General features: G+C 64.6%; 17 protein-coding genes, 1 tRNA gene and 1 pseudogene. 12 read left to right on the top strand and 7 right to left on the bottom strand.

What is annotated here, in order from left to right; all coding sequences use genetic code 11:
- Positions 1-145 precede the first annotated feature (145 nt).
- On the bottom strand, positions 146-742 hold the full coding sequence (locus tag AC1KVG_RS12555; protein WP_481094599.1) for a hypothetical protein: 597 nt from the start codon (positions 740-742) through the stop codon (positions 146-148).
- 32 nt (positions 743-774) lie between these two features.
- On the opposite strand from AC1KVG_RS12555, the gene AC1KVG_RS12550 reads away from it, so the two are divergent.
- From AC1KVG_RS12550 to AC1KVG_RS12520, 7 genes and pseudogenes are all read left to right on the top strand, one after another.
- Positions 775-933 (top strand): hypothetical protein, encoded by a 159-nt coding sequence (locus AC1KVG_RS12550; RefSeq protein WP_228419183.1) that lies wholly within the window; start codon positions 775-777, stop codon positions 931-933.
- On the top strand, positions 926-3,076 hold the full coding sequence (locus tag AC1KVG_RS12545) for a DNA cytosine methyltransferase (protein ID WP_481094598.1): 2,151 nt from the start codon (positions 926-928) through the stop codon (positions 3,074-3,076). Before AC1KVG_RS12550 ends, AC1KVG_RS12545 begins: the two co-directional genes overlap by 8 nt.
- Entirely contained in the window at positions 3,073-3,987 is a 915-nt protein-coding gene (locus AC1KVG_RS12540) for a DUF7220 family protein (RefSeq protein WP_481094597.1), read from the top strand. The genes AC1KVG_RS12545 and AC1KVG_RS12540 overlap by 4 nt, the downstream gene beginning before the upstream one ends.
- A complete protein-coding gene (locus tag AC1KVG_RS12535; RefSeq protein ID WP_481094596.1) occupies positions 3,984-4,202 on the top strand; it encodes a hypothetical protein in 219 nt (72 codons plus the stop codon). The genes AC1KVG_RS12540 and AC1KVG_RS12535 overlap by 4 nt, the downstream gene beginning before the upstream one ends.
- Positions 4,202-4,441 carry a hypothetical protein gene (locus tag AC1KVG_RS12530; protein WP_481094595.1) on the top strand — a complete coding sequence of 80 codons (240 nt, stop codon included), beginning with the start codon at positions 4,202-4,204 and terminating at the stop codon, positions 4,439-4,441. Before AC1KVG_RS12535 ends, AC1KVG_RS12530 begins: the two co-directional genes overlap by 1 nt.
- Positions 4,434-4,787, top strand: a complete 354-nt coding sequence (locus AC1KVG_RS12525) for a helix-turn-helix domain-containing protein (protein WP_481094594.1) — start codon at positions 4,434-4,436, stop codon at positions 4,785-4,787. The genes AC1KVG_RS12530 and AC1KVG_RS12525 overlap by 8 nt, the downstream gene beginning before the upstream one ends.
- A gap of 176 nt (positions 4,788-4,963) precedes the next feature.
- Positions 4,964-5,611: pseudogene (locus AC1KVG_RS12520) on the top strand (tyrosine-type recombinase/integrase); the annotation flags it as partial.
- 142 nt (positions 5,612-5,753) lie between these two features.
- Here AC1KVG_RS12520 and AC1KVG_RS12515 read toward each other — a convergent pair.
- Positions 5,754-5,829, bottom strand: a tRNA-Phe gene (locus AC1KVG_RS12515).
- Positions 5,830-6,009: 180 nt separating this feature from the next.
- Between AC1KVG_RS12515 and AC1KVG_RS12510 the strand changes: the two genes are divergently transcribed.
- From AC1KVG_RS12510 to dxs, 5 genes are all read left to right on the top strand, one after another.
- On the top strand, positions 6,010-6,546 hold the full coding sequence (locus AC1KVG_RS12510; protein ID WP_481094593.1) for a lipocalin family protein: 537 nt from the start codon (positions 6,010-6,012) through the stop codon (positions 6,544-6,546).
- 107 nt (positions 6,547-6,653) lie between these two features.
- Positions 6,654-7,130, top strand: coding sequence for an LEA/WHy family protein (locus AC1KVG_RS12505; RefSeq protein WP_023904379.1), 477 nt, complete (start codon positions 6,654-6,656; stop codon positions 7,128-7,130).
- A gap of 37 nt (positions 7,131-7,167) precedes the next feature.
- On the top strand, positions 7,168-8,961 hold the full coding sequence (locus tag AC1KVG_RS12500) for an acyl-CoA dehydrogenase C-terminal domain-containing protein (protein ID WP_481094592.1): 1,794 nt from the start codon (positions 7,168-7,170) through the stop codon (positions 8,959-8,961).
- Between the two features lie 49 nt (positions 8,962-9,010).
- The gene (locus tag AC1KVG_RS12495) at positions 9,011-9,667 is read left to right on the top strand and encodes an HNH endonuclease (protein ID WP_023904381.1); all 657 of its coding nucleotides are present in this window, start codon (positions 9,011-9,013) and stop codon (positions 9,665-9,667) included.
- A gap of 374 nt (positions 9,668-10,041) precedes the next feature.
- Positions 10,042-11,958 (top strand): 1-deoxy-D-xylulose-5-phosphate synthase, encoded by a 1,917-nt coding sequence (gene dxs / locus AC1KVG_RS12490; protein WP_481094591.1) that lies wholly within the window; start codon positions 10,042-10,044, stop codon positions 11,956-11,958.
- Positions 11,959-12,462: 504 nt separating this feature from the next.
- Here the strand turns inward: dxs and AC1KVG_RS12485 are convergent.
- From AC1KVG_RS12485 to AC1KVG_RS12465, 5 genes are read right to left on the bottom strand one after another with little or no spacing between them, the layout of a single operon-like run.
- Positions 12,463-13,719 carry a glycosyltransferase gene (locus AC1KVG_RS12485; RefSeq protein WP_481094590.1) on the bottom strand — a complete coding sequence of 419 codons (1,257 nt, stop codon included), beginning with the start codon at positions 13,717-13,719 and terminating at the stop codon, positions 12,463-12,465.
- Entirely contained in the window at positions 13,704-14,321 is a 618-nt protein-coding gene (locus tag AC1KVG_RS12480) for a hypothetical protein (protein WP_481094589.1), read from the bottom strand. Before AC1KVG_RS12480 ends, AC1KVG_RS12485 begins: the two co-directional genes overlap by 16 nt.
- Positions 14,299-15,453, bottom strand: a complete 1,155-nt coding sequence (locus tag AC1KVG_RS12475) for a glycosyltransferase family 21 protein (RefSeq protein ID WP_481094588.1) — start codon at positions 15,451-15,453, stop codon at positions 14,299-14,301. The genes AC1KVG_RS12480 and AC1KVG_RS12475 overlap by 23 nt, the downstream gene beginning before the upstream one ends.
- Complete coding sequence (locus AC1KVG_RS12470) at positions 15,444-16,403, bottom strand: NAD-dependent epimerase/dehydratase family protein (protein ID WP_481094587.1); 960 nt, start codon at positions 16,401-16,403, stop codon at positions 15,444-15,446. The genes AC1KVG_RS12475 and AC1KVG_RS12470 overlap by 10 nt, the downstream gene beginning before the upstream one ends.
- Positions 16,400-17,248 (bottom strand): MBL fold metallo-hydrolase, encoded by an 849-nt coding sequence (locus tag AC1KVG_RS12465; RefSeq protein WP_481094586.1) that lies wholly within the window; start codon positions 17,246-17,248, stop codon positions 16,400-16,402. The genes AC1KVG_RS12470 and AC1KVG_RS12465 overlap by 4 nt, the downstream gene beginning before the upstream one ends.
- Between the last annotated feature and the right edge of the window lie 10 nt (positions 17,249-17,258).

The raw sequence follows: 17,258 nt of genomic DNA, 5'->3' as shown, positions 1-17,258 counted from the left end.
TCAACTTCCCCGCTCTGCAGCAATTCACCTACGCCGAACCGCACGCCTACATCGCGCTGCGCCTGCGCAACGCGCGACGGAAGCTGCGCGACCGCGTGGACGAGATCGATCTGGCCGCCATGGGAGTTACCGCATGACAGCCAGGCTATTCGCCAACCCTCGGCGACCGCGGGAGCCGCATTCGATTGAGAGTCGCGGTTCCATCGAGCACGGTCATCACCTCAACCTCCTGGTCCAGAACCTTCAGTGCTCTGCGATGCGTGTCCCGGGTCGAGTAATCCGCCAGACCTACCTGAGTCAGGGAGTCGTGCCTACTGAGATCATAAATCTCGTTTGCGATAGTTCGACACTCAGAAACGAGAGGGGCCAGGAGCTCAATTCTTCGCTCATCGAGGTCGAGCATAAATTTCTCCAGCTCAGCACAGGTGCCGGCAACAGTAGCTGCGCAGTGCAAGACCAATCCAACGATGCGCTGATCCCAGAAGTTCCCTGCAACGCCAGGATTGGCGGCAAGCGTCTCGATATTGTCGAACAGCGTTTTGGCCTGAGCTCGTGCGATATGGATCGCAACTGCCCTCCGTCCTCTGGCTACTCGAACCGCCGCTCGTTGGCTCAAAAACCCAAAAGCGAGCGCCACTACCACTGCGGACAGCGTGCCAATCGCCGCCCAAGCATCCCAATTGACCTCGCAAGACGGGCTGAGCGGCCAACAGCGCACAAACGCCCACTTCAACATTTCCATGTCATCCCCCTGAGTCAGGAACCGATTCTGCCATGACCAATCTCCACCCGAGCGACAAGCTCGCCGCGCTGGATTGGGCTCTGAGCCGAGCGCGCGACGCGGCCGCCAACGATGAGCCGATTCGCCTCACCCACCTACCGGCGCTGCAGCAGCTGCGCGACGAAGCGCATCGGGAGGCTCGGGGTGGCTGACGGCTCTCACGCCTTCAACTTCCCCGCTCCGCAGGTCTCGTGCCTGCGCGCGGGCGAGATCGTGGTCGACCTGTTCGCCGGCGGCGGCGGCGCCAGTGAGGCGCTGAAGCAGGCGCTCGGCGTCGATCCGGCCCTGGCCTACAACCACGACGAGTGGGCGATCGGCATGCACGCGGCCAACCACCCGCTGACGACCCACCACCGCGAAGATATCTGGCATGCGGACCCGCGCAAGGACGTCGCAGGCCGGCCCGTGGGCTGGTTCCATGCATCGCCAGACTGCACGCACTTCAGCCAGGCCAAGGGCGGCCAGCCGCGCAGCCGCAAGACGCGCGCCTTGTCGTGGGTAGTGCTGAAGTGGGTCGGCCAACTGCGCCGTGCCGACGAGCGCAACGACACCAATACCGCGCCGCGCATCCTGTCGCTGGAGAACGTGTGGCAGATCCTCACCTGGGGTCCGCTGGTGGCCAAGCGCTGCAAGATCACCGGCCGCGTGATCACGCTCGATCTGGTGATGGACCCAGCTACCGGGCGTATGGTCAACCGCGTGGCTGCGCGCGGCGAGCAGGTGCCGGTGGCGAATCAGCAGCTGGTGCCGGACAAGCGACGCAGCGGGCGCACCTGGCGCCAGTTTGTGGACGCACTGGAATCCAAGGGTTATCGCGTGGAGTGGCGCAAGCTGACCGCTAGCGACTTCGGCGCCGGCACCAGCCACGAGCGGCTCTTCCTGCTGGCGCGGCGCGACGGCGAGCCGATCGTTTGGCCGGCGCCGACGCACGGCACTGCGCCCGGCCTGCAGCCGCGCGTGCGCGCCGCCGACTGCCTGGACTTCTCCATTCCCTGCCCGTCGATCTTCACCCGCAAGCGCCCGCTGGCGGATGCCACCCTGCGCCGCATCGCCAAGGGAGTCATGCGCCACGTGCTGCAGTCGGCCGATCCTTTCATCGTGCCGGCCACGCACCAGGGCTCGGACCGGGTCAACGACGTGCAGGTGCCGCTGCCGACGATCACCGCCGCAAACCGCGGCGAGCTGATGCTGGGCGCGCCAGAGCTCGCGCCCTTCATTGCTGAGCATGCGAACAGCAGCCACACCATCGGCAGCATGCGTGCAGATGAGCCACTGCGCACGATCTGCGCCGGGGTGAAGGGCCGGCACTTCTCGGCAGTAGCCCCCGTGCTGGCGAAGTTCCGTGGCGACAGCGGCGGACGCGCCGTCACAGAGCCGGTGCCAACAATCACCGCTGGCGGCGGCGCCAAGCGTCCCGCAGGTGCCGCGCATGCGCTGGGTCTGGTCGCGCCAACGCTCGTGCAGACCGGCTACGAAGAGCGCGCTGGCCAGGCGCCGCGCGCACTGGATCTGCAACAGCCCCTCGGCACCGTCGTCGCCGGCGGCGTGAAGCATGCCCTGGTGGCACCGATCATGGTGCAGGCCGGCCACGGTGAAGGACGACCTGGCGCCGCCCAGCGTTGGGGCTCGGGCAGCAAGGATGCCCGCACACCGATGGGCACCGTCACTGCCAGCGGTAGCGGCGGCCAGGCGGTCGCTTGCGCATTCCTCGAGCAGGCGAACGGAGGCTTCTACGAAGGCGGCGGCCGTGACGCGCGCGAGCCGATGAGCACCATCACCGCGACCGGCAGCCAGCAGCAGCTCGCAACCACGCACTTGGTGACAATGCGCAAGAGCGCACACGGCCAGGATGCAGCAAAGCCGCTGGGCACGGTGTGCGCCGGCGCGGTGCATCACGGCGTGGTCGAGTGCAAACTCAGCGCCGAGCAGCAAGCCGGCGCGCTGCAGGTCGCTGCGTTCCTGGTGAAGTACTACGGCAGCGGCATTGCCGTGGACCTGCGCGAACCGCTGGACACCGCGACCACGCGCGATCGCATGGCCCTGGTCACGGTGGTAATCCAGGGCACGCCCTACGTGATCGTCGACATCGGCTTGCGCATGCTCAAGCCGCACGAGCTGTTCCGCGCGCAAGGCTTCCCGGCCAGCTACCAGATCCAGCGCACCGCCGATGGCCGCGCCATCAGCACCAGCGCCGCGGTGCGCATGTGCGGCAACAGCGTCAGCCCGCCGCCGCTAGTCGCGGTGGCACGGGCAAACCTCGACACGAAACCGCTACCGTTGCAGGTGGCCGCATGAGCCAGTCAAAGCTCCAGCGGCTCTCCGGAGCGAACTTCAGCACCGCAATCCGCTTCGTCCTCTCGTGGGCGGTCACTCTTCCCACCTTGGCCGTCTTCGGCTATTCGGGCACCGCCAGCAAGGCTTTAGGGAACACCGCCGCCTACACGGCCAGCTCGATCCTGCGCAACCACCTGTTTCGCCGTGCCTTCAACCCCCAGTTTCTTGAGACCAAAGTGCTTTTAATGTCATTTCGCTTCCACTTAAAGCATGACGGATCATTCGTGAGAGGACTTTGTGTCCATCTTCAGAACTTCTTTCAGACCATGCTCCGCAGCCTCAAAGGCCCTCGCAGCAAGGTTGCAAACCGTAAACATCCCTTCAATAGCTTTTTTTTCGAATTCAGCAGTGTCAGGGCTGTCCGGCACAAAGTTCGCGAGGTTTCGAAACTGAGTTCCAAGTCCAATCCCCATGCTCAGATGTTTAGAGATCACCGGTTCAAGGACAAACAATCGCGAAAAGTGCGCTTCAATCGTGGGCGTTCTTTCACGTCGAAAAAGGGTCAAGTACCTGGCTCTGTATTGACTAGAGGACAAGCTTTCTGCAATGCCGGGGCTGCCCAGTTGATCTGCCATCGTCCTGAAGCTGCGAGCGGCAGCAGCCACTTCGTGGAAAAGGTAGTAACTAAGCAGGCGCCCTTCTTCGGACCGCAGAAACACATCACTTCGATGGGCGGCTTCGGAAGTGCGATTCGCGGCAACGCTCAGTCGCCAAACCGATATGCCGACCAATATTGCAACAATGACCGCAGCCCAGTCGGCAGTATTTCCATGATCAAGCGAGAGCGGGCAAAACATTTTGTCTTCCTTTCTTGCATGAGTTCCAAAACCGACTGTGCCACATCGGTTCCCGCGGCGGGAGGTGATGCGTGAGCAAGCGAGACATTCCCCGTGCCGCGAAGCGCGCAGGCCTGACCGTTGTGTCCGCGCATTACAGCTGGACAGCAACGCCCGGCGAAATGATGCCGCAATGGGAAGTTGAATTCGGTCCTGAGCTGGACGGAGAGATCGAGTACTTCGGGAACACTCAGGAGGTGATCGATTACATCCAAGAGCACATCAAGCAGGCAGGAGAGGTGCAGTTGTGATGCGCAAGCTCAACATACCTATCGCCCTCATTGCTCTCTACTGGTGGGGACTGGAGACCAGCTACTTCGGCTGGAACACAAGTCCCGGCAGCACGCCCGAGCTATTTGCTGACGGCCTGGCGCTGGCATTGCTCGCGGCGGCGTTCTCATTCGCACAACCGGCGCCAACCCTTACCGAGGTGCGCAGTTGCTGCGCCGCCGGCGGCTGTCCTGCTCACGCGGAGAAGGCACATGGTTGAAGCCGAAGTCATCGAGGTCATGACGCTCCCGCAGGCCGCTGACTACCTACAGCTTCACCCAGTCACCCTGCGCGGAATGATGAAGACACGCAAGCATCCACCTGGTCGCAAACTCGGCGGCCGATGGAGATTCCACAAGGCGGCGCTCGACGCCTACCTATCCGGTGAACCATGGCAAGAAGCCCCTACACCCTCGTCCCTCGCGGCAAGAAAAACACCTGGTACATCCGCTACACCGACCCAAGCGGACAACGCGTATTTCGAAGCACTGGGACTGCCGACCGGACGCTCGCAACCGAGTGGGCGTCAAAGCTCCACGCGGAAACGTACCGCACGAGCCGCCTAGGCGAGAAACCACAGCGCCGCTGGGTCGAAGCCGTGCCACGCTGGCTGGCCGACAAGCAGGCCAAGCGCAGCCTCGGCAAGGACCTGCATAACCTTCGCTGGCTGGACTCACATCTGCGCGAGAAAACGCTGGGTGAGATCGACTCGGACCTCCTTGCGGAGTTGCTGGTCCTCCGGATGGCCGAGCCGCGTGTGAAGCGCGCTGGACGCAAGGATGAGCGCACAACCTCCCGCTGCACCGCTGAGAAGATGCTTGCACTGGTCCGCTCGATCCTGCGCGCGGCGCACAGCTGGGGATGGCTCGACCATGTCCCTGCGATGCGCCTGCAAGAGAACGGGAAGGCAAAAGAGGACTATCGCTGGCTCACCGTCAGGGAGGCCGAGCGGCTACACGACGAACTAGCCGAGCATCTGCGGGCGCCCTACTTGTTTGCGCTGGCGACCGGTTGGCGCGAGCAGAATGTGTTGCGTCTGGAATGGAGCCGGATCGATCTGCGCCGCAAGGTGGCATGGGTCGCCGGCACCCAGGTCAAGGCGAAGCGCGCGATCGGCTCACCGCTCAACGACCAGGCCATGGCCGTGTTGGCAACGCAAAAGGGCAAGCACCCGCGATGGGTGTTTCCGAACGACGAAGGCGAGCCGTACGACCGCGGCAACAACCACGGTTTCAAGGCCGCCCAGCGCCGTGCACGCATCGCGCCACTGCGTTGGCACGACCTGCGACACACATGGGCAAGCTGGCATGTCATGGCCGGCACGTCGCTGCGCTCGCTCATGGAGTTGGGCGGCTGGCGCTCGTACCAATCCGTCTTGCGCTACGCTCACTTGTCGCCGGAACATTTGGCGATCGACGCAGCACGTTTACCGACTTTGGCAACTGGTGCAAAATCGGATCAAATCTATTGGAAGGCTGTTGGATCAGCAGCGGTTAGAAGGGGCGAAATGCCCGCGCTGCAACGCTTAGAAATGGTGGCCGAGGACGGAATCGAACCGCCGACACGGGGATTTTCAATCCCCTGCTCTACCAACTGAGCTACTCGGCCACTACCTGCAACGCGATGCCTGCGTTGCGAGGACGCGCATCATAGCGAGCAGGCGCAGTTTGGGCAAGCCTTGCGCGCAACTTTGTTGCGGGCCGGTGCCGGCAGCCGGGTTTATTGCGCCGGTTCACGCCGCGCGGCGGGTGGCATGGCCTAGCCTGCGCGCGTCCCGAGGAGATTGTCATGCGCCTGCCCCGCCTGCTGCTGTCGTTCGCTTTGCTGCTGCCACTGACCGCTGTTGCCCAACAGCCGATACGCGCGGTGCCGCAGCTGGACATCTCCCGCTACGCCGGGCAGTGGCACGAGATCGCGCACCTGCCGGTGTCGTTCCAGAAGAAGTGCCGCAGCGATATCACCGCCAGCTACACCTTGCGCGACGATGGCTTGATCGGCGTGCGCAACGGCTGCCGCACCGCCGATGGCGCGCTGACCCGGGCCGACGGTGTGGCGCGGCCGGTAGTCGGGCAAACCGGCCAGTTGCAGGTGCGCTTCGCTCCGGAATGGCTGAGCTGGCTGCCGCTGGTGTGGGCCGACTATTGGGTGATCGCGCTCGATCCAGACTACCAATGGGCGGTGGTCGGCGAGCCGGACCGCAAGTACCTGTGGATCCTGTCGCGCTCGCCACAGATGCAGCGCGCGCAGCTCGAGCAACTCAAGCGCCAGGCCACGCAGATGGGCTACGACCTGTCGCCGCTGATCGTGGCGGCGCCATTGCTGTGAGTGCAGTGCCCTGACCGCCCGCCCTCAGTCCCCGTTGCCGCAGCAAGGCAGCAACCGTACTGCGTAGTATTCTTGGTGCCGCCTTACCCAGCCAAGGATCCGAGTACATGCGTCGTGCCTATCGCCTTGTGATTGTGTCGCTGACCTGCGCCCTGTTGCTGAGCGCCTGCGGCGGTGCGGTGCGCCGCGTCTCCGAGCCGGCCGCCCGCATCCAGCAGCTGACCGTGCGCCCGGATGGCGCCTGGTCGGTGGACCTGCGGCTGCAGAACTACAGCAGCATCCCGATGCAGTTCGAGCGCGTGGCGCTGGAGATCTCCGCCGGCGACCAGCTGGCCGGCAAGCTCGACCAGGCCGTGGGTATTTCGATCGGCCCGGAGACCGCCGACGTGGTGACTGTCACCCTGCAGCCGACCTCGCTGGGCCGCCTCACCGTCGCCGACGTGCTCGCCAGCGGGCGCTCGCTGCCGTACACGCTCAAGGGCACGGTATGGGCGACCCCGCAGGACAAGAAGCAGCGCGATTTCACCGTCGAGTCGCGCAATACGCTCAGCCCGGCCCCCGGCCTCAACGGCGTGCTGCGCTGACGCGCACGCCTTCCCGCACTCGTTTGAAGGACTCCGCATGAGCAGCTACACCGCCCCGCTGACCGATTTCCGCTTCGCCCTGCACGACGTACTCGGTGCGCAAGCCCTGTTCGCCCGGCTCGGTTACACCGATGCCAGCACCGACATCATCGACGCCGTGCTCGAAGAAGCCGGTCGCTTCACCTCGCAGGTGCTGGCGCCGCTCAACAGCATCGGCGACGAGATCGGCTGCGCGTTCGACAAGAGCACCCATGCGGTGACCACCCCGCCCGGCTTCCGCGCGGCGTACAACCAGTTCGTGGAAGGCGGCTGGAACGGGCTCACCGCCGAGACGCAGTTCGGTGGTCAAGGCATGCCGCATACGCTGGGCGTGCCGTTGAGCGAGATGATCAACGCTGCCAACCTGGCCTGGGGCAACTTCCCGCTGCTCTCGCACGGCGCGATGGAGGCGCTGCGCCAGCACGGCGAAACCTGGCAGCAGGACGTCTTTCTCAAGCCGCTGATCGACGGCCGCTGGACCGGCACCATGTGCCTGACCGAGCCACATTGCGGCACCGACCTGGGCCTGCTCAAGACCCGCGCCGAGCCCAACGCCGACGGCAGCTACGCCATCACCGGCACCAAGATCTTCATCACCGCCGGCGAGCACGACCTCACCGACAACATCGTGCATCTGGTACTGGCCAAACTGCCCGATGCACCGGCCGGCGCAAAAGGCATCTCACTGTTCGTCACTCCCAAGTTCAAGGTGGACCGCGACGGCACCGTGGGCGAGCGCAACGCGCTGCATTGCGGCTCGATTGAGCACAAGATGGGCATCAAGGGCTCGGTGACCTGCGTGATGAATTTCGAAGGCGCACAGGGGTATCTGGTCGGCCAGCCGCACAAGGGCTTGCAGGCGATGTTTACGATGATGAATACCGCGCGCCTGAGCGTGGGGCTGCAGGGCATCGGCCTGTCCGAGCGCGCGTATCAAAATGCGCTGCGTTACAGCCGCGAGCGCCTGCAATCGCGCGCGCTCAGCGGTGCCAAGTTCCCCGACAAGCCGGCCGACCCGATCATCGTGCACCCGGACGTGCGCCGCATGCTGCTGACCATCAAGTCGCTGACCGAAGGCAGCCGCCTGCTGGCGCTGCACGCGGCCAGCCTGGTCGACATCAGCCACCACGGCGCCACCGAACAGGAACGCGCCGATGCCGAGACGCTGGTGAGCTTCCTCACCCCGATCTCCAAGGCCTGCCAGACCGAGTGGTCGATCGAGAACACCTACCACGCGCTGCAGTGTTTTGGCGGCCATGGCTACATCCGCGAATACGGCATGGAGCAACTGGCCCGCGACGCCCGCATCACCACCATCTACGAAGGCACCACCGGCATCCAGGCGCTGGACCTGATCGGCCGCAAGACCGCCGCCAGCCAGGCTGCGGGCTTGAAGCTGTTCCTGGCCGATGTGGAAACCTTCGCCAATGCGCAGCAAGGCAACGCGGCGCTGGCCGAGTTCATCAAGCCGCTGCGCGACAAAGCCAGCGAGTGGGCGATGCTGACCCGCGACGTGCTCGATCGCGCCGCCCGCAACCCCGACGAACTCGGCGCCGCCAGCTACGACTATCTGTTCTATTCCGGCTACGTGGTGCTGGCCTACTGGTGGGCGCGCAGCGTGGCCGCTGCCGATGCCTCCGCGCACAGCGAGGACTTCAAGCGCGCCAAGCGCGAGACCGCACGCTTCTACTTCGCGCGCGTGCTGCCACGCACGCTGACCCATGCCGCCACCATCCGCAGTGGCGCCGCCCCCTTGATGACGCTGGAAGCGGAGCTGTTCGGCGAAGGCTGATCGCTGCGATACACAAACTGTCAACGATCGGGTATAAGCTGTTTTCCCGATGGAGACAGACACTCACGCACGTGGTGTGATCGTCCCCGGCGGCTTCGATGCCCCGGTCGCGGGCAGCTCTGTCGCTGCGTTTCAGCAACTTCCCGCATTGCGCCTACTCTCGCTCGATGCGCACGGCCGGGTGCTGGACTGGATCAACTGGCAAGACGCCGCCTGTCTGTACGCACGCGGCGCGGTCTCCTGGACGCTGGGCGAACCGTGCATGCAAATCCATGGCGGCATCTCGCGGCTGACCGGCGAGCGCAGCGTGCTGGAATTGCATCCCATCATCGCCGCGCGTGGTCACGCACGCTCGCGCGCACTGGACCCGACCCCCACGCTCAGCAACACCGCGTTGTTCGCACGCGATGCGCAGCTGTGCCTGTATTGCGGCCAGCACTTCAGCCGCCCGCAACTGACCCGCGACCATGTCATGCCGGTGTCCAAGGGCGGTCGCGATACCTGGGAGAACGTGGTCACTGCGTGCTTCCAGTGCAACTCGCGCAAGGCCAACCGCACGCCACAGCAGGCGCATATGCCGCTGCTGGCGGTGCCGTATCGCCCGAGCTGGATCGAACATCTGATCCTCTCCAACCGCAATATCCTCTCCGATCAGATGGCGTTCCTGCGCGCGCAGTTGCCCAAGCGCTCCAAGCTGTCGCTGTAGCGCGTGTCATCCATCCCCGCGCAGATCGCACGGGCTTGCAGGTGTTCGGGCTCAACAAGAGCGACTAAGTGGACCTGGGTCCACGCCTGAGCGATGACGCAGTAATGGGCACACGCAAAGCCGGGCATCCATCCTGCCCGCTGACCAGCACACTGTCGTTCCAGTCACGAACTCCCAGCGTCTGGCATTCGCGCGCCCAGCATGCATCTGCGCGTCCAACCGGGTGCGGCAGATTGCCGCATGCGCAGGCGTACAATGCGCCCGCAAGCAATGGCGGCGAGCGCAGCCATCACTTCCCGCTGACAGCTGAACCGGTTTGCTTGCCGGGCCTTCGCATGGGGAGGACAATATGGCTTCAGAACATTGACACGATGATGATCGATTCCACCCGCTATCCGCGCCTGTCGCGCATCCAGACCCCCGACGATCTGCGTCGCTTCGACGAGGCCGACCTCACGGCGATCGCCGAAGAACTGCGTTCCTACCTCATCGAGTCGGTGGGCAAGAGCGGCGGGCACTTCGCGGCGGGCCTGGGTGTGATCGAACTCACCGTCGCCCTGCACTACCTGTATCAGACCCCGGTCGATCAGCTGGTGTGGGACGTGGGCCATCAGACCTACCCGCACAAGATCCTCACCGGCCGTCGCGACCAGATCCACACGGTCAAGCAGAAGGACGGCGTGGCGCCGTTTCCCAAGCGCGAAGAAAGCATCTACGACACCTTCGGCGTCGGCCATTCGTCGACCTCGATCTCGGCCGCGCTCGGCATGGCGATCGCCGCGCAGCGCAACGGCGACGAGCGCAAGGTCGTGGCGGTGATCGGCGACGGCGCGATGACTGCCGGCATGGTCTACGAGGCGCTCAACCACGCAGGCGGCATGGACCCGGAACCGAACCTGCTGGTGATCCTCAACGACAACCGCATGTCGATCTCCGAAGCGGTCGGCGGGCTGACCAAGATGCTGGGCCGTGCCAGCGGCAGCCGCACGCTCAACGCGATCCGCGAGGGCGGCAAGAAGATCCTCGGCGACAAGAAGAACAACCCCACCGCGCGCTTCGTGCGGCGCTGGGAAGAACACTGGAAAGGCATGTTCGTGCCCTCCACGCTGTTCGAGGAAATGGGCTTCCACTACACCGGCCCGATCGACGGCCACGACCTGCCCAGCCTGGTTGGCGCACTGAAGACTTTGCAGACGCTCAAGGGCCCGCAGTTGCTGCACGTCATCACCACCAAGGGCAAGGGCTACGAGCTGGCCGAAGGCGACCAGATCGGTTACCACGCGGTGGGTCCGTTCGATCCGAGCAAAGGGCTGATTGCCAAGGCCGGCGCCAAGAAGCCGACCTATACCGATGTCTTCAGCGACTGGGTCTGCGACATGGCCGCCGCCGAGCCGACGCTGTTGGTGATCACCCCGGCGATGCGCGAAGGCTCGGGCCTGGTGCGTTTCAGCAAGGAATATCCGCAGCGTTATTTCGACGTGGCGATTGCGGAGCAACATGCGGTAACCCTGGCCGCCGGCATGGCGACCCAGGGCGCAAAACCGGTGGTGGCGATCTACTCCACCTTCCTGCAGCGCGGCTACGACCAGCTGGTGCACGACGTGGCGGTGCAGAAGCTCGACGTGCTGTTCGCGATCGACCGCGGCGGCGTGGTCGGCCCGGATGGCGCCACCCATGCCGGCAATCTGGATCTGAGCTTCCTGCGCTGCGTGCCGCACATGGTGGTGATGGCGCCGGCCGACGAAGCCGAGTGCCGCCAGATGCTGACCACTGGCGTGCGCTACGAAGGCCCGGCAGCTGTGCGCTACCCGCGTGGCACAGGCCCAGGCAGTGCGCTCGACATATCGCTCACCACGTTGCCGATCGGCAAGGCGCAGCTGCGTCACAGCGGCGCACGCATCGCCCTGCTGGGCTTCGGTGCGAGCGTGGATGCGGCAGAAGCGGTCGGGCGCGAACTCGGCCTGACCGTGGTCAACATGCGCTTCGTCAAACCGCTCGACAAAGTCATGCTGCTGGAGCTGGCCAAGAGCCACGAAGGCTTCGTCACCATCGAAGACAACGTCGTCGCCGGTGGCGCAGGTTCGGGTGTGGCAGAGCTGCTCAATGCCGAAGCGATCACCATGCCGATACTGCACCTGGGCCTGCCCGACAGCTTCCAGCACCACGCCAGCCGCGAAGACCTGCTGGCCGACGCTGGCATCGATCAGGCCGGTATCCGTGCCGCCGTGCTCAAGCGCTGGCCGCAGCTGATGGTCAGCAAGACGCCTTCGTTGAATGCTGCTGCGGGCTGAGGCTCGCGGTCAGTAGAGCGACTTGGGGGGGCTAACAAAACCTCTCGAACGCCTTTATCGATGGCGACAACGTGATGGTCGCACTCGCCTTTGTTGGACACTGGAGCGATGTCGGCAATGGCAATGCCATTGCTCGGATCGACAGGAGCCGAGCATGACCGCATCGGACAGTCGCGCCGCGCGTACTGCCCGCAACCACGCACACCGACCCTCTCGACTGGCCCTTGCCCGCCAACCGGCGCGGGCTCTTACGCGGCATGGATGCCGCCTAAGCGCCTACAAGGACGTACTTGCGGCTTGTCCCGCGCGGGTGGGCGGGCAAGGGCCCTGCAACCAAGCTGCAGATCAGCCGGCTGCGCACACTTGGCAGTTTTGTGAGCCGCTCTTGGATGTTCAGTCCCGGCAGGCGATTGGAGATTCGCCTGCCCGTATCAACCGCGACCCAAGCGTCGTGTTGACGCGGCTGCGCTGACGCAATGCGCGACGATCTCGCGTGGCGATGCATCAGACCTGCGGCACCACACCGGTCTGCGCAAACGCATTCACCAACCGCACGATGCGTGCCTGCGCATCGATGGCGTGCAGTTCCGTTTGCAATCGACGCACGCCTGACGGCACCTCAGCGGCGTCAAGCGCCTCGCGCAACAGTGCCGGCAATTCGTCCAGCGCGCGCAACCACCAGGCTGCTCCGGCGACCTGCAGGCGTGCGGCGTGGTCGAACTGATCGTAGTCCAGCGGATACACGATCGATGGCAAGCCGGCAGCGAGGCAGGCGTACAGAATGCCGGCGCCGCCGTGGTGCACCACCAGCGCGTAGCGATGCAGGTGCTGCGCATAGTCGACATACGGCAGACGTTGATAGTTGCCGTGCGCCTGCTGCTGCGGCGCTGCGGTATCGCCATCGCTGAAATGAAAGATCACTTCCGGGAACTGCGGCGCCAGCGCGCGCAGCACCGCATCCATGCGGTGTTTGACCCAGTGCAGATGCGTACCCAGCGTCACCAGCACATGCCGCTGCCCAGCGACGAACTCAGGCGACGCAACTGCCGATGGCGGCGTACACAGCTGCGGCCCGACGAAGCGCACCGCCGCAGGCCAGCGCTGCGCCAACTCGAACGACGGCAGACCCAATGCCAGGATGCACTGCGGCGAATACACCGCCTCGCTACGATCGCTGCGATACATCGCCGACAATCCGCAGGCATGCATCTGGCGCCGATAACAGGCATGCACGCTTCGTTTGAATCCACGCGTCAAACGCCGCGCGATCGCATGCCAGATCCGCTGCGTTACTGTGGTCGCCGGCAGCAGACCGCCGAAATACGCCGGAGGCCCGTCGACTGTTTCGATCACGCACGGCGACGGCATGCTGGTCCACCATGCGATGTCCATTGCCTGCGCCGCCAGTCCTGCGCTGGGCAAGGTGAAATCGACGATCACCAGGTCCGGCCTGCGCTCGCGCCAGCGCGCTTTCAGCACATCCCCCATCCGCGCCATCAACCCAAGCGCATTGCGCAGTTGTCGAAGCAAGCGCAACGGGTTGTGGCCCACCGCGTGCGGTGGGTTGGCGATCTCCAGCAACAGCCGGTCGGCTTGCGCATCCAGCACACTGACTGCGCTCAGCCCACATGCACGGATGCGCGCCTGCGCCGCTGGCGTGCTGATGACCCGCACCTGGTGATGCGGCGCCAGCTGACGGGCGATCGCAAGGATCGGATGCAGGTGCCCGCTATATGGCGGCGCGATCAGATCGATGCGCATCTACCCTCCCCTTGCACGGCGTGTTCGACCGTCGCGACGAACGCCTGGCAATCGGCGAGCACCGCCGCATTACGCAAGTAGTCCATGTGCCCGCACGCGGGCCTCAGATCGATCGCAGCACCGAACAGCGTGCGCGAGATCCAATCACGCTGCCCTTGCAACACGCGCAACTGTGCGAACGAGGCAGGTGCGTTACAGACCGGACCGTAGGCGAACACTGCCAGACGCGTACGCAGTGCCTGCGGAAGCTGCAGCGCGGTGAGTAACTGCAGGCCGCAGCTGCCAGCCAGCACTACCGTGATCGGCGCCTGCTCCAATAGCGCCATGACACGCATGCGATCGGCGTCCACGATACGTGCGGCGCGTGCGGCCAGGTACTGCCGCGCGTTGGAGAGACTGGCGCGCCAGAGCGGCATGCATCGATGCGCAGCGCTATCAGGGCGATACGGATAATTGCAGTCGATCAGTTGCCGGCCCCGGCCTTGCAGCTGCTGCAAGAAGTGCTGCTGTTCGATGCTCAATGCGCAGCGCTGTGGATCGCTTTGCCCAGTAAGGAAGGCGATCTGCAGCGTAGCGCTGTCAATCGGCACGGAAACACCCATCCGGCAATACGCGGTAACGGCGCGTGCGCCAGCGGATCGTGCGCACCACAGCTGCATGCAGCAGATGCAGCGGCTGTAGAACTTCGGCGCAAATCGACAGCAATGGCCGGTGACGAATCGCTCCGCTGACGCGCCATTGCACCAGACACAGCAGCAAGGCACGCAGTAGCAACGTAGTCAGCGCACATGCGATGGCCAGCCATGTTGGCTGCACGCAAACACACAGCAGCAAGCCCATCAGCAATAGCGGCGGCAGCCCCTGCAGTACGAAAATTGCGCTGCGTATGCCCAACGTCTGATGGCGCAGCAGGATCAGCGCGAACAACATCCACCGATGCATCTGGCGTGCGTAACTGGCCAGATCCGGCATCGCAGTGCGCATCGCCACCGGCGCGGTGGATTGGCACACGCGCCCACCGCGCTCACGCACCAGTGTTGCGAACGCCAGATCGTCGGTCAGCTGCTCCAGCAACGCGGCAAAACCGCCCCAGGCGCGCAGTTGTTCGGTGCGGGCGGCATAGCACATGCCATTGATGGTCAGCGGCGCGGCGAACGGCAGCCAGCCCAGATAGGCGAGCGCCGCATTGTTGTTGACGAACTGCGACAGCAGGCGGCCAGCCAGCGTTGCGCTGTCCTGGTAATACGGCAGCGCAGTGACGACATCGGCGTGGGTCAGATCCTGCAACAACCGGGCAAGCGCGCTGTTGCTCAGCTGCGCATCGTCGTCGAGGATCAGGCTGATCGGTGCGCGCACATGCGGCAGCGCGTAATCGAGTTTCCATGCTTTCGGATTGATGCCAGGTGGCGCCGGAGGCACCAGCACACGCTCGATGCGTCGCTGCGGATACAGCATCACCAATGCATCGGCAACCGTGTTTCCTGCACGATCCTCCGCATCCAGCAGCCAGATGAAGTGTGCATCCGGCAGTGCCTGTAGGTTGGCGGCAAGCACCTGCTGCAAATGCGCGTCGCCGCCGAGGATGGGCTGCAATATCGCCACCTCGGCCTGGGTTGCAGCGGCATCGCTCGATGGCCGCGCGCGTGCGCCGCGCACGACCCACAGCACCGCAGCCGTCTTGACCACCAGCACCGCCAGATAGGCCGCTGCCAACGCCAGTGCGGCTACGTCCATTGCGCCGCCTGCCAACGTACGAACGCCTCGATACCTTCTTCCAGGCCAACGCTGGGTTGCCCGAGATCGGCAAGCGTGCGTCGTGGATCGAAGGTCTTGGAGTAGGCAAATGCGCCAACACCGAAGCGGGTGATCGGCGGTTCGCCGCGCAGTCGCAGCAGGCGGTAGGCCGCTTCCACCACGCTGGCCATGCGCAACGCAGTGGCGATACGTACCTCGCGCTGCGGCAACGGCAGCTGCAGGCGCGTCAGCAAGTCCATTAGCAGCTGCTGCAGATCCACCGGCTGTGCGTTGGTGAGGTTGTAGGCCGGCTGCAAGTGCGGCGCGGTGGCCGCGCGATAGAGGTAATCGCACAGCGTATCGATATAGATCAGATCGCCGATCACCGGCTGGGTCTGGCCGACAAAGCGTGGCAACGCGCCTTTGCGCGCAGCGGCGATCACGCGCGGGAACAGCACCGTATCTCCCGGCCCGAAGACCGCGCGTGGGCGCAGCACGGATTTCTCGCCTGGATATTGATCGAGCAAGGTTTCGCCAAGATATTTGGTCTGCGCGTAGGTATTGACGAATGCCGGCCCGATCGGGCTGTCCTCGGTGAGGTCGTATTGATGCGCCTCGCGATAGAACACCGAACTCGACGACACATACAGCAGACGCGGGCAGCCATTGCGCGTGCAGAACTCGATGACGTTGGCGGTGGCCTCTACGTTATGCAGCTGGAACTGCGCACGCGTGCCCCATGGCGATGCCAGTGCCGCTGCATGAATCACCACATCCGGCTGCCACTGCAGCGAGAACGGGCGGCTCAGATCGATGCGATGGTAGTTGGGTAGATCGCTGGCGCGGCGACCGATGCCATGGATCTCCACACCCGGCTGGCCCTGGAAACGCCGCAGGAACGAACCACCAACAAAACCGGAAGCACCGGTCACGAGAATGCGCAGGCTCATCGCCACTCCGGTTGATAACGATCAAGGCTGGGCTGGCAGTGCGAAGGCAGGATCGCCAACTCGGGATGCGCTTGCGACAGCCCGTGCAACTGCTGCACGGTGCGTTGAAACGCTGCCCAATCGTGCATCAATAAACGCGTGGGCCATGCTGGCCACTGCAGCGTTGCCCACGTCGCCGACGACCACACCGCGTCGGCACACAGCAACACCTCGCGGTCGTGCTGATCGCGTAACCACAGGCCCATCTGCCCAGGCACGTGTCCGGGCAACGGCACCGCCAGCACGCTGCCGTCTTCGAACAGATCGTAGGCCGCGCCAAGACCTTGCCAGGCACCGGCCAGGGCACGCAACGGCGCTTGCTCGGCAAACTGCAGTCGCGAATCGAAATCCTCGGGCATTAGCTGCGGCAACAAGGCACGCCGCAGGCCGCCAATGCGCGAACACCTGCGCAGCTGTTGGTAGTCCGCACGCAGGCAGATGAAGCGCGCATTCGGCAGGTCGCGCAGACCACCCACATGGTCGGCATGGAAGTGCGAAATCAGGCACCAGGCAATCTCCTCCAGCTGCACGCCGCGACGTGCCAACTGTGCGCCCAGCGTTTCGTGCGCGGGCAAGCTCACCGGCGTGGTCAAGCGGTACAGGCGCTCGGGCCAGGGATCGGTGGCGCGAAAGAAATGCGCGGCATAGCCGGTGTCGTACAGCAGCGCCCCACGCTGCGGATGCCGAATCAGCACGCTCAATGCCGGGAACTCCACTGCATGCCAGTGCCCGTCCGCACGCACCATGCGCTCGCAGTGGCGACAGTGGCCGATGCGCAGCAACTCCAGCGACACGCGCGGCGGCATCAGGACACGA

The organism is Xanthomonas sp. NCPPB 3959, from assembly GCF_056675575.1.
Note: the sequence above shows the minus strand (reverse complement) of the source record. Positions and strands in the feature narration are given on the sequence as shown.